The 13,484-nt window shown below is 40.0% G+C and carries 10 protein-coding genes and 1 pseudogene; 7 read left to right on the top strand and 4 right to left on the bottom strand.

Annotated features, from left to right (window positions below):
• Nucleotides 1-7 precede the first annotated feature (7 nt).
• Nucleotides 8-958 (top strand): ComEA family DNA-binding protein, encoded by a 951-nt coding sequence (locus C1A09_RS03265; protein ID WP_101542277.1) that lies wholly within the window; start codon nucleotides 8-10, stop codon nucleotides 956-958.
• Here C1A09_RS03265 and C1A09_RS03260 read toward each other — a convergent pair.
• From C1A09_RS03260 to C1A09_RS03250, 3 genes are all read right to left on the bottom strand, one after another.
• Nucleotides 933-1,619: an ABC transporter ATP-binding protein gene (locus C1A09_RS03260; protein ID WP_101542276.1), complete on the bottom strand. Its 687-nt coding sequence runs from the start codon at nucleotides 1,617-1,619 to the stop codon at nucleotides 933-935. The two genes, C1A09_RS03265 and C1A09_RS03260, sit on opposite strands and share 26 nt — an antisense overlap.
• Nucleotides 1,620-1,682: 63 nt before the next feature.
• A complete protein-coding gene (locus C1A09_RS03255; protein WP_101542275.1) occupies nucleotides 1,683-2,393 on the bottom strand; it encodes a tRNA threonylcarbamoyladenosine dehydratase in 711 nt (236 codons plus the stop codon).
• Nucleotides 2,393-4,522, bottom strand: coding sequence for a cation:proton antiporter (locus tag C1A09_RS03250; protein ID WP_101542274.1), 2,130 nt, complete (start codon nucleotides 4,520-4,522; stop codon nucleotides 2,393-2,395). The genes C1A09_RS03255 and C1A09_RS03250 overlap by 1 nt, the downstream gene beginning before the upstream one ends.
• Before the next feature lie 148 nt (nucleotides 4,523-4,670).
• Between C1A09_RS03250 and C1A09_RS03245 the strand changes: the two genes are divergently transcribed.
• A complete protein-coding gene (locus C1A09_RS03245; RefSeq protein WP_101542273.1) occupies nucleotides 4,671-5,681 on the top strand; it encodes an aspartate-semialdehyde dehydrogenase in 1,011 nt (336 codons plus the stop codon).
• Between the two features lie 110 nt (nucleotides 5,682-5,791).
• Here C1A09_RS03245 and C1A09_RS03240 read toward each other — a convergent pair.
• Nucleotides 5,792-6,656: pseudogene (locus C1A09_RS03240) on the bottom strand (hypothetical protein).
• 248 nt (nucleotides 6,657-6,904) lie between these two features.
• On the opposite strand from C1A09_RS03240, the gene C1A09_RS03235 reads away from it, so the two are divergent.
• Genes C1A09_RS03235 through C1A09_RS03215 form a run of 5 tightly spaced genes read left to right on the top strand, consistent with a single transcriptional unit; the run spans nucleotide 6,905 to nucleotide 13,481 of the window.
• Entirely contained in the window at nucleotides 6,905-8,071 is a 1,167-nt protein-coding gene (locus C1A09_RS03235) for an exo-beta-N-acetylmuramidase NamZ family protein (protein WP_101542271.1), read from the top strand.
• A 42-nt stretch (nucleotides 8,072-8,113) separates the two neighbouring features.
• Nucleotides 8,114-9,568 carry a sodium:solute symporter gene (locus C1A09_RS03230; RefSeq protein ID WP_101542270.1) on the top strand — a complete coding sequence of 485 codons (1,455 nt, stop codon included), beginning with the start codon at nucleotides 8,114-8,116 and terminating at the stop codon, nucleotides 9,566-9,568.
• Between the two features lie 20 nt (nucleotides 9,569-9,588).
• On the top strand, nucleotides 9,589-11,046 hold the full coding sequence (locus C1A09_RS03225) for a glycosyltransferase family 2 protein (protein WP_101542269.1): 1,458 nt from the start codon (nucleotides 9,589-9,591) through the stop codon (nucleotides 11,044-11,046).
• Nucleotides 11,047-11,091: 45 nt separating this feature from the next.
• Complete coding sequence (locus C1A09_RS03220) at nucleotides 11,092-12,051, top strand: DUF4922 domain-containing protein (protein ID WP_101542268.1); 960 nt, start codon at nucleotides 11,092-11,094, stop codon at nucleotides 12,049-12,051.
• Between the two features lie 41 nt (nucleotides 12,052-12,092).
• Nucleotides 12,093-13,481, top strand: a complete 1,389-nt coding sequence (locus C1A09_RS03215; RefSeq protein ID WP_101542267.1) for a SpoIID/LytB domain-containing protein — start codon at nucleotides 12,093-12,095, stop codon at nucleotides 13,479-13,481.
• The last annotated feature ends 3 nt before the right edge of the window (nucleotides 13,482-13,484 follow it).

The raw sequence follows: 13,484 nt of genomic DNA, 5'->3' as shown, positions 1-13,484 counted from the left end.
AAAGATAATGAAAAACCCTCTAAAAGATTTCTCATACTTCTCCCGAAGAGAAAAACAAGGTATTTTAGTACTTATAACAGGTATCATCCTAGTCTTTCTCACCGGATATATTTATACTTTCTTGCGGGAACATACGGCACTTTCCGATGAAGAAACACAGTTACAACTCTCTGCGGTAGAAGAATATGAAAGCTTTATTGCCTCTGTAAAAGAAAAAGATAATAAGCGGGAATATCATCCGTCCCGATATCCTATCAATCCATCCTCAGAAATTGTTTTGAAACCCTTCAACCCCAATACGGCAGACTCTGCCACTTTCCGGAAACTGGGTTTACCCGGATGGATGGTCAGGAACATTTTACGATACCGGAGCAAAGGAGGTAAATTCCGTAAAGCGGAAGATTTCAAAAAGATATATGGTTTAACCAAAGAACAATATGGATATCTCCTACCCTATCTCTATATAGCACCGGAAGATACAACGAGAAAGACGGTACAGTTATATAATGTTTCAATAACAAAAGACAGTACCAAAGTTTTACGCGAAACACCCTACAAATATCCTGCCGGTACTGTTATCAACCTAAATCTCGCTGACACTACCGAGCTGAAAAAGATACCGGGAATAGGTAGTGGTATCGCCCGGTTAATTACTGGTTATCGCCGAAGTTTAGGTGGTTTCTACTGCATTGAACAATTACAAGATATAAATCTAAACTACCATCAATTGGAGAATTGGTTCTATATCCAAGATAAAGACATTCGTCTGATAAATATAAACCATAGTGGGGTGGAACGCTTACGTAATCATCCTTATATCAACTTTTATCAGGCAAAAGCTTTTGTAGAATATCGTAAGAAAAAAGGCACACTCCACAATCTGAAACCGTTTACACTTTACGAGGAGTTTACAAAGGACGATTTAGAAAAAATCAGCCATTACGTCTGCTTTGAGTAGTAGATGACTCATCACACACTGCACCATCCTTCAGATGTATCGTACGATCTGTAATTTGGGCCAAACCTTCATCGTGGGTTACAATAACGAATGTCTGTCCGAAACGGCTGCGTAAATCAAAAAAAAGTTGATGAAGTTCTTCTTTATTATGCGAATCCAAACTACCTGAAGGTTCATCAGCCAACACTACCGCAGGATGATTGATAAGTGCACGAGCAACAGCCACACGTTGTTTCTCTCCCCCCGAAAGTTCATTCGGCTTATGTGATGCACGCTCGGCAAGTCCCATAAATTCAAGAATTTCCGTAGCGGCATTTTTTGCCTCTTGTTGACCTTTCCCGGCAATGAAAGCAGGTATCATGATATTCTCCAAAGCTGTAAATTCTGGCAGTAACTGATGGAACTGAAAAACAAAACCGATATGCTGATTACGAAATGCGGAGAGCTCTCTTTCCTTCATCTGGTTAACTGGAGTGCCGTCAATCGTAACCAAACCACTATCCGGCATATCCAAAGTACCCATTATCTGTAATAAAGTAGTCTTACCCGCCCCACTAGGGCCTACAATACTGACAATCTCTCCTTTTTTTACTTCCATATCGATACCTCGCAGTACTTGCAAATTACCGAAACTCTTGGTTATATTCTCTAAGTGTATCACTGGATTATTTACTATTTGATGATTTACAATCTACTATTTAACAGTTTTCCCGAGGTACTATTACTACAATCTTTTAATCACATATTCAGCTAAATAACAACCAAAAACAGCCGGCATATAGCTTACTGTTCCACAAGTGGACTTCTTGTTCAACTCGTCTTCCGTCAGCAAAACTGCATTCGGATCAGCCTGTTCGGTACTGAAAACGACTGGAAGTTTCCGCTTCATCCCCATCTTCTGCAAACGCTTACGGACGGCTTTACTTAGTCCACAATGATAAGTATCCCATATATCAGCAAAACGTACCTGAGTAATATCACTTTTAGCTCCTGCACCCATGCTCGATACTATTTTTAGATGTCGCTTCATAGCTTCAGTTATCAGATAACATTTCGGAGAAAGCGTATCAATCGCATCTACAATAAAATCATACTTCTCGGCATCAAGTAGTTCAGGTATATTTTCATCTTTTAAAAAGATAGATAATACAGTCAGTTCCAATTCCGGATTAATGTCCTTGAAACGCGCTTCCAATATTTCTACTTTCTTCTTACCCACTGTAGAGTGTAGAGCCGGTAACTGACGATTTATATTGGTAGGTTGCACTGTATCGACGTCTACAATAGTCATTCTTCCGACACCTGCACGGCATATCATTTCGGCAGCATAAGCTCCTACTCCTCCCAAACCTACGACCAATACGTGTGCCCGACACAGACGTTCCATCTTTTCACGTCCTAATAGGATCTGTGTCCTTTGTTTCCAATCATCCATTAATTTTTCTTAAACCATTTATAAAACCAATTCCCTACTTTCTCGTAGTGCTGCGATTCGTTACTTCCTCGGGGATTAGAGAAAGAAAGAGTCTCCTGAGGCTCTCCCAATTGGTCGGGATAAAGTACAATCAGACTATTGTTAGAAAAATACTTACTTAACTGAGCCGGCAGTTTTTCAAAAGAACTATCATAAGAAATTGCCCCTCTACGTGCACTGATTACCACTAGCAAATGATCGTAGTTTACCTGACCGGTCAGAATCAGTAAATCACCCCAATCGTCCAGACGAGAAAAGTCAGTCAGAGTCTGTCCATATTTCTTCTTTACTAACGCTTGCAGATAAAAAGTAGTCTCCTCATTCGCAAAGAAATGTACCCGGCAACCCAATATTCCTCCCATCCGGCAGAAATGTTCCACCCATTTCTGGAAACCGGCTTCGTATTCAGCTTTAGGGGGCACAGCAATAATAATACGCCTTAAAGTATTAATTGGGATAAGGAACTTGGCAATCATCACTTCACGGTGTAACCCCTTCAACAGATTTTCGGCGAGCATACCAAAGAATGAATCCACAATATTCACCTTGCGGTGCAAACCGATAATGACATCTGTCACTTCATTTTCTTTTGCGGTATGGATAATACCTGATGCAATATTCAAATCATATCGCGTAATCTGCCGTAAAGAAACATCTGCCGAAGCCGTAATCATGGCAGCTTTTTCCAAATATCTCTTTCCACGTAACTCGGATCCTTCAGAGGTGTTATTATCATTGATTACATTCAGAGCGAGTAAGTTATCTTTCTGTTTAGGATCACGTATCAACAGAGACAAGTTTACCAAATATTCAATAGTCTCCGGATTGGCTACAGGAATTAATATTCTTTCCGCTTCTACCGTACGTTCTTCTTCCAGATGTGCCTCACACATGGCAATTTTACGAGCAGCACGTTCTGTTGTGAACGAACTCACAATACAAGTTACGAGAATAAGTAAGACTGTCCCATTCAATACATCTTCATTCAGCAAGCGTTCTCCATCCGGTAGAATAATATTATAACCCACCAACACAGCCGCCAATGTAGCGGCTGCCTGCGCATTACTCAGACCAAACATCAACTCCCGTTCAATAGCCGCCATCTTATAAATTTTCTGTGTCAACCAAGATGCAATCCATTTTCCAATCAATGCTACCGTTATCATGACAGCCGCCACTTTCAACGCATCACCATGCCCGAATATAACATGAACATCAATCAACATCCCTACGCCAATCAGAAAATAAGGGATAAAAAGCGCATTACCCACAAACTCCAGATGGTTCATCAACGGAGAAACATGAGGAATAAGGCGATTCAATACCAGTCCGGCAAGGAAAGCCCCCAGAATACCTTCCATTCCCACAAACTCCATCAATCCTGCTCCGAGAAAAACCATGGCAAGTACAAAAATGAACTGCATCACATTGTCGTCATATCTTCTGAAAAACCATCGTCCAATACGTGGAAAAGAGTACATGATAAGTGTTCCTAGAAATACCACCTTGATTACCAGCCAAAGCCAGAACAAGCCACCGGATTCGCCCTTGAACAAACCACCAACCACTGCCAATACCAACAAAGTAAGAGTATCAGTAACAGCCGTACCACCCACCGCAATACTTACACTACGATGACGGGACACACCGTAACGGATAACGATTGGATAGGCCACCAATGTATGAGATGCATACATACTTGCTAACAAGATCGACGTAACCAGACTATATTTCAAAATCATCATGTTGGTGACCATCCCTATACCTATCGGAATTATAAAAGCCAGTAAACCTAACATAACAGCTTTTCCCCGATTTTTCTTAAAGTCTCCCATATTCATTTCCAATCCAGCCAGAAACATGATATAATAGAGTCCTACTTTGCCAAACAACTGGAAACTACTATCCCGCACCAATATATTGAAACCATGTTCGCCAATAACTAAACCGGCTAAAATCATTCCGATAATATGCGGAATACGAAGTTTATTCAACAATATGGGAGCAAATAATATGATGAGGAGTACAAGGAGAAATATCCATGTAGGGTCGGTAATAGGAAGTTTTAAACTAAGGTCGAACCAATCCATAATACTGCAAGTTTTAGGTTTTAACTGCAAAATAACGAAAAAGTTTTCACTTTATGCGGTGTCATACAGCTATTTGTTATAAATTTGCAACCAAATCTATCTTTTTAGAGATTAATCTTTTTATAAACTTATTAAAAGCAAAAGAAAAATGAAAGTAGCTATTGTTGGAGCAAGCGGAGCCGTGGGGCAAGAATTCCTGCGAGTGCTCGATGAAAGGAATTTCCCGTTGGATGAATTAGTATTGTTTGGTTCTAAACGCAGTGCCGGAACTAAATATACTTTCCGCGGTAAACAGATCGAGGTAAAACTCTTGCAACACAACGATGACTTTAAAGGGGTTGATATCGCTTTCACTTCCGCAGGCGCAGGTACCTCTAAAGAGTTTGCCGAAACCATTACCAAATACGGAGCTGTAATGATTGACAATTCCAGCGCTTTCCGTATGGATACCGATGTGCCTTTGGTTGTCCCCGAAATGAATGCCGCTGACGCCAAAGATCGTCCGCGTGGCATCGTTGCCAATCCTAACTGTACTACCATCCAAATGGTGGTAGCGCTGAAAGCCATCGAACAGCTTTCGCATATAAAGACTGTACATGTCTCCACCTATCAGGCTGCCAGTGGTGCTGGTGCAGCTGCAATGGACGAATTATACGAACAATATCGTCAAGTATTGGCAGGAGAATCGGTCAAAGTTGAAAAATTTGCTTATCAATTAGCATTCAATCTAATTCCTCAGATTGACGTTTTCACAGAGAATGGATATACCAAAGAAGAAATGAAGATGTTTAACGAAACACGTAAAATTATGCACTCCGACATCAAAGTCAGCGCTACTTGTGTCCGTGTTCCTGCTCTCCGTTCTCACTCCGAAAGTATCTGGGTAGAGACCGAACGTCCTATTTCTTTGGAGGAAGCTCGTGAAGCTTTTGCAAATGGTGAAGGGCTGGTATTAATGGACAATCCTGCTGAAAAAGAATATCCGATGCCTCTATTCCTTGCTGGAAAAGATCCTGTTTATGTAGGCCGTATCCGTAAAGATCTTACCAATGAAAACGGATTGACCTTCTGGATTGTGGGTGACCAAATCAAAAAGGGGGCCGCACTGAACGCCGTACAGATTGCAGAATACCTGATTAAGGAAAATGCACTTGGATAAGTTATGTTAACTAAATAAAAATATGTCCAGACAGAGAATGATAACAAAAATCTGTTTGGACACTTTTTTATTATTTTTTGATCTTCCAACCGCCCAACCCTAATTCCACATTAATTATAAAACATTTGAGGTTCCTCAATATTTCAAAGAGTGAAATTCAATAAGTCCAGGCATCGGAGTTTCTTCTATAATAGTCAATTCTATCCCAAACTCACCGGCAACCTGCCGGAGAATGTTGGCATAACCATATGCCAGCGACCCTACAAACCGGATAGGGTAATTTTTGTAATCATACTGGCAAACATTTCTCGTAAAGAAACTGCGTAAATTACTTGTTATCAAACCATAGACATAATCGTCATCCATATAATCAGCTAAAAAATAGGAGATAGTAGAAAGGAAACGATTAGGGAAGGGTCTATTATAAACAGATTCCATCACTTCACTAGGGCTGATACGGAATTTCTCAAAGAAATCTGTCATCACATTTTTAGGAGCAAGACCTTTTAAAACATCAGACAAAAATATTTTTCCTAAAACAGAACCACTTCCTTCGTCACCCAAAATATAACCACCGGCTTCAATATTCTTAACAATAAATTCACCATCATAAAAACATGAGCTAGAGCCAGTACCTAAAATACAGGCAATACCAGCCTCGCATTTAAATAAACTACGAGCAGCAGCAAGGAGATCGCTTTCCACCTGGATAGGTGTTTTGAATTGTGCTACTAATGATGCTTCCAATACATTCTTTTTTTCATCAGATGTGCATCCGGTACCATAATAGTAAACTTGTTCTATTTTTTTTCGAAAAAAAATCTCCGGTAAACCTAAACGTACATTTCGACTAATCTCCCTTCGTGTTTGATAAAAAGGATTTATACCTTCAGTGAAAGCGCGCTGAATTAAATGATTGTCTTCAACCAAAGCCCATTCAGTTCTTGTAGAACCACTCTCCGCAATCAATTTCATAGGTGTAGCTAGTTTTAGAATTAGATACAAATATATTGTTTTTTTTTTTCCAATCGATCATTCTTTCGAAAGTTTCTCCATTAATAAATATACTTCACCATAATCTCAATATTTTTAAGAATAGGATGAATTTTCAGTTTGCCGTAAATTAAAATTGATAATCTCCAAAATGCCTCAATAAGTGTTTCTCTGATATTAAAATAAAATCTATCTTTGTTGCATAGAAATTTCCCTTACATAATACTATCATGAAAAAACTGCTACTATTAATCATCCTGCTATATAGTTCATTACTGTGTCAAGCACAAAAATACCGGGTGATTTTAGGTAATGAACAGACATCTGACTACTTTCCTATCTTGAGAAATAAGAGAATTGCAATCTTCTCCAACCACACAGGAATGATTGGCAATAAGCATCTATTGGACATTCTACTGGAAAATAAATTCAATGTAGTAGCTATTTTTTCACCGGAACACGGATTTCGAGGAAGTGCCGACGCTGGTGAACATGTTTCCAGCTCGGTAGATAAAAGAACTGGAGTACCCATCCTGTCACTCTATGATGGAAAGTTAGGAAAACCAAGTAAAGTCTCTATGCACAAATTTGATATTCTGGTTGTGGATATTCAAGATGTCGGTTTGAGGTTTTATACCTACTATGCATCTATGTGTCGACTGATGGACGCTTGTGCAGAGTACAATCGTAAAATGTTGATACTGGATCGCCCTAACCCAAACGGACATTATGTGGATGGTCCCATATTGGATATGAAGTACAAATCAGGTGTAGGTTGGTTACCTATTCCCATTGTACACGGCATGACATTGGGAGAATTAGCATTGATGGTAAACGGGGAACACTGGTTACCGGGATCACGCGTATGTGACGTAACTGTTATTCCATGTAAAAACTATACGCACCAGACCATGTATAAATTACCCGTCCCACCGTCCCCAAACCTGCCAAACATGAAATCAATCTATTTATATCCGTCAACTTGCTATTTTGAAGCGACTCCAGTAAGTCTGGGTAGAGGTACCCCGCTTCCTTTCCAAATTTACGGACATCCTAATATGACAGGATATAGTTACAGTTTTATCCCTAAAAGTATGCCCGGAGCAAAAAATCCGCCTCTACTCAATAAACTCTGCCACGGTGTAAATCTTAGTAATATGAGTGATGAAGAAATATGGAAACGCGGTGTAGACTTAAGTTACATAATTGATGCTTACCATAATTTGAATATGGGTAACCATTTCTTTAGTTCATTCTTTGAACGACTGATAGGGACTGATTATGTACGTAAGATGATAGAAAATGGGAAAAGCGCCGACGAAATAAAAGCGATGTGGAAAAATGATGTTGAAAAGTTCAAGGTACAACGTAAGCCCTATCTGCTTTACGAAGAATAACCGGAGATACGATTTGAGTATTTACGACTAAAAGATGAATATATGAACCCGTTATCCGTTATCATTACCCTTGTCGCCTACTTCGCAATACTTTTCACTGTATCTTATATTACAGGTCGAAAAGCAGATAATGCAGGTTTCTTTGTTGGTAATCGTAAGTCCTCCTGGTATGTAGTGGCCTTTGCCATGATTGGAGCCAGTATTTCCGGAGTAACCTACGTTTCCGTACCGGGTATGGTGGCGGCAAGTAGTTTCGGTTACCTCCAAATGGTACTTGGATTTGTTGCCGGACAATTGATTATCGCATTTATACTGACACCTTTATTCTACCGGATGAAACTGATATCCATCTACGAATTTCTGGAAAACCGTTTTGGAATGTCTTCATATCGTACGGGAGCTTGGTTCTTTTTTATCTCTAAAATGCTGGGAGCTGCCGTACGCCTGTTTCTTGTCTGCCTGACTTTACAACTATTGGTGTTCCAACCCTTCGGGCTTCCATTCATATTAAACGTAGCTATCACCGTAGTATTGGTATGGCTCTACACTTTCCGTGGTGGAGTTAAATCGCTGATTTGGACAGATTCTTTGAAAACCCTCTGTCTAATAGTGTCCGTAGTACTTTGTATTTATTATATCGCTTCCGGTTTAAATCTTACATTCACTGGCATGGTCAATATAGTTACCGACAGTAAACTATCACGTATCTTTTTCTTCGACGACATCAACAGTAAACAATACTTCTTCAAACAATTCCTGGCAGGTACATTTACCATGATTGCCATGACCGGGCTGGATCAGGATATGATGCAACGTAACTTGAGCTGCAAGAACTTCAGAGATTCACAAAAGAATATGATTACCAGTATCATTTCACAGTTCTTCATAATTCTGTTGTTCTTGATCCTGGGGGCATTACTTTATACATTTGCCAATAGTGAAGGTATTCAGATAGAGAAGAGTGATGAACTTTTTCCCAAAATAGCAACAGGTAACTATTTCCCCACCATCGTAGGAATTCTATTTATCATAGGATTTATATCTTCCGCTTATTCGGCTGCCGGTTCCGCACTGACAGCACTCACTACTTCATTCACAGTAGATATTCTCGGTACAAAAGGAAAAACAGAAGAAATAATCGTAAAGATACGTAAACGGGTACATATAGGTATGGCGATAATAATGGGGATCACTATTTTCATATTCAACTTGTTGAATAATACCAGCGTAATCGATGCCGTATATATTTTGGCAAGTTACACTTATGGCCCTATTCTCGGTTTGTTTGCTTTCGGTATCTTTATGAAGCAACAAGTACGGGATAAGTACATACCATTAGTAGCCATTATCTCCCCCATTCTCTGTTTCATTTTACAAATGAATTCGGAAGTATGGTTCAACGGCTATCAATTTAGTTACGAACTGTTAATATTCAATGCATCGTTTACTTTTATCGGGCTTTGCATATTGATTAAGAAAAATAAAACGAACAATTAGCTTAAAGATATTAATTAGATATGAAAAAAATCAGTTGCTTCATTCCTTATTCAGGAAAAGAACAAGTAGAAAAAACAATAGAAAACTTACAAGTTACGGGACTTGTAAAGGAGATTTATTTAGTAACCACCAACGATAAGCTGGAAACATTACCCGGCTGCCAACGTATCTGGATAGAATATCCTTTTAGCAGTCTTGCAATGGAAGTGATGGCACATGAAACAGAAAGTGAATATACGTTGCTCTATACCAAAGAGACAACACTTGAGATGGGCATGTTTTCCCTAGAACGGATGTTGCATATTGCAGAAGATACAGGCGCAGGAATGATTTATGCTGATCATTACCAAATAACAAACGGTAAACAGGTTCATGCTCCAGTCATTGATTATCAGTTCGGTTCATTGAGAGACGATTTCGACTTTGGCTCCGTACTATTGTTCAACACCGCAAAGCTGAAAGAAGCTGCTGGTCGCATGAAATCAGAGTATGACTTCGCCGGACTCTATGATTTACGGTTAAAACTAAGCCAAAAAGCAGATTTAGTACACATCAACGAATTTCTGTACAGCGAAGTGGAAAACGATACCCGCAAAAGTGGTGAGAAGATATTCGATTACGTCGATCCTAAAAACCGGGATCGTCAAATTGAAATGGAACAGGCCTGCACCGAACACTTAAAAGAGATTAACGGTTACCTGAAACCGGAATTCAAGAAGATAGAGTTCTCTGCTTGTAACTTTGAATACGAGGCATCAGTCATCATCCCTGTCCGTAACCGTATCCGTACTATTCGCGATGCCATCAAATCCGTATTGAGACAAAAAACAGATTTCAAGTTCAATCTGATTATCATAGACAATCACTCAACAGACGGTACCACCGAAGCTATTGACGAATTCGGACATGATGAAAGAGTGATACATATTATTCCCAACCGTAATGATCTCGGTATCGGTGGTTGTTGGAATATGGGAATTACTCATCCCAAATGCGGGAAATTTGCTATTCAACTGGATAGTGATGATGTTTATGCCAACGAAAATACTTTGTCTATAATGATACGTGCTTTCTATGAACAGAATTGTGCTATGGTGATAGGTAGCTATATGATGACCAACTTCCAAATGCAGGAAATTGCTCCAGGTATCATCGATCACAAAGAATGGACTCCTGATAATGGACGCAATAATGCCCTACGTATCAACGGACTGGGTGCACCGCGTGCTTTCTATACCCCAATTCTACGCGAATTGAAAGTACCCAATACCAGTTATGGTGAAGATTATGCCTTGGGACTAAACTTCTCCCGTCAATATCAAATAGGCCGGGTATATGATGTAGTTTATCTTTGCCGCCGTTGGGATGACAATTCGGATGCTTCATTGGATATCACGAAAATGAACGAACACAACTTATACAAAGACCGTATCCGTACCTGGGAACTACAAGCCCGTATTACATTGAACAGGAAGTAGTGACCTCAATTTTATATCGTAAACCGTCAAATTCCAGATAAACACATGAATCAAACGATAGATACTCTCCTGACCAATCAACTCACCGCTTGGGAACTGGCACGTAACAACTACGCTGCCCTTTCGGATATACGGGTGAAAGAATTGAATGTGCACGGTATCCTTTATAAAGTACAGTTCAACCCTGCTCGCATCGTATCTTCAGGAGCTAAAGTAGATACAAAGTCCATCCAAGAACGTAAATGTTTCCTCTGTCCTGCCAACTTGCCACCGATGCAGAAAGGTATTCCGTTCGAGGGACATTATAATATATTGGTAAATCCCTTCCCTATATTCCCCCGTCACCTGACGATACCGGAAATAACACATTTAGATCAGCGCATTGCACCTCGCTTTAGTGATATGCTAGAACTGGCAAAGCAATTGACAGATTATACCATCTTCTACAATGGTCCCCGATGTGGTGCCTCCGCTCCCGACCACGCCCATTTCCAGGCAGGCAATAAAGGATTTATGCCTATTGAACAGGATTGGCGGAAGCAAGTGGCAAGGAAAGTCGTAGATTATGGCAAAGCAACACTTTGGTATTTGAACGATTTCCCCCGCACAACGCTTGTCATTGAATCTCTTGATAAAGAAGACACAATGAAATTATTCAACCTCATCTACCGTTCATTAGATTTAAAAGCCGAAGAAGAACCCATGATGAACATACTTGCCATGTATGAAGTTTTCCGGCAGTCTACGATTCCCGGACAGGAAGGGAAATGGATTGTATTCGTCTTTCCACGTGCTAAACATCGTCCTTCCTGCTATACAGCCAAAGGAGAAGCAAATTTGTTGAGTAGTCCCGCATCTGTAGATCTGGGGGGGGTATTCATCACCCCTATAGAGAAAGATTTTCTAAAAATAACAGCAGAAGATATAGCACAGATATTAAGTGAAGTATGTCTTTCGGCAACAGATTTTCAAAAGGTGAGACAATACATTAAAGAACAAATATAAGTATCTGGCAGCAGATTAGCAACAAACATATATAAAAGATTATGGAAGAGCCTAAAGTACAGGTTGGAATATTATTCGCCTCCCAGATAGAATTCGTTCTACTATCTACATATCACATCAACGGTATAGAAGTCAGTGGCAAACATGTTGTAAAATATGATAAAGGAAGAATTCTTTGGAACGGACACCGATATGATGAACTGTTGTTCGAACCGCAGCACGAATTTACCGATGCTTTCGAATTATGGAATGTCACCATCGGTATCAACTTCCACTGGGAACGTAAAGAGAACCAACGTTTCCAAGGGGCTTTAAAAATTATTGTTGACGATGGCAAACTGACGGGTATCAACATAATTAACATAGAAGACTACTTGATCAGTGTCATTTCCAGTGAAATGAGTGCAACGGCATCATTGGAGTTACTGAAGGCTCATGCCGTGATTTCCCGTAGTTGGTTATTGGCCAATCTGAAGGAACTCACAATGCGTTATCCGCAATTAGCGCCTCACTTCAAAGCCTTCCCACACCATACAATGAAACACAGTGCGACCAACCATCAACTATTAACCGCCAATTGTCAATTAAAATGGTACGACCGTGAGGAGCATACCCGATTTGATGTTTGTGCAGACGACCATTGCCAACGTTATCAAGGTATAACCCGCGCTTCCACCGGAATTGTGAAACAAGCTATTGCCGCCACTCGCGGACAGGTACTGACTTACGAAGGTAAGATTTGTGATGCCCGTTTCTCCAAATGTTGTGGTGGTATTTTTGAGGAATTCCAGTATTGCTGGGAAGACCTGAAATATCCCTATCTTGTGAAGCAAAGAGATTACAGAGTGAAAAATGAAGAATGGAGAATAGGAAATGAAGATTTGAGGATTGACCTGACTCAAGAAACTGAAGCCGAACACTGGATACGTACCTCACCGGAAGCTTTCTGTAACACAACAGACAAAAAAATCTTATCCCAAGTCCTCAATAACTACGACCAAGAAACTACAGATTTCTACCGTTGGAAGGTAGAATATACACAAGATGAACTTTCAACTCTTATTCTGAAACGTTCCGGCATCGATTATGGGCAAATCATTGATCTTATTCCCATAGCTCGTGGTACCTCGGGACGTCTCTGGAAATTGAAGATAGTAGGTACCAAGAAAATTCTTACCATTGGAAAAGAATTGGAAATCCGGCGGACACTCTCCTCATCGCATCTATATAGCTCTGCCTTCGTGATAGACAAAGAAGAAATATCTTCCGAAGGTATCCCCGGACGATTTATCCTTACCGGAGCGGGATGGGGACATGGTGTCGGACTTTGCCAGATAGGTGCAGCAGTAATGGGAGAAAAAGGATTTAAGTACGATACTATTCTTCTACATTATTATACTGGAGCAAGTATTGACAAACTATATGAATAACAT

It is taken from the genome of Bacteroides cutis (assembly GCF_900241005.1).
Taxonomy (GTDB): Bacteria; Bacteroidota; Bacteroidia; order Bacteroidales; family Bacteroidaceae; genus Bacteroides; species Bacteroides cutis.
This window is presented reverse-complemented; position numbering and strand designations above follow the sequence as displayed.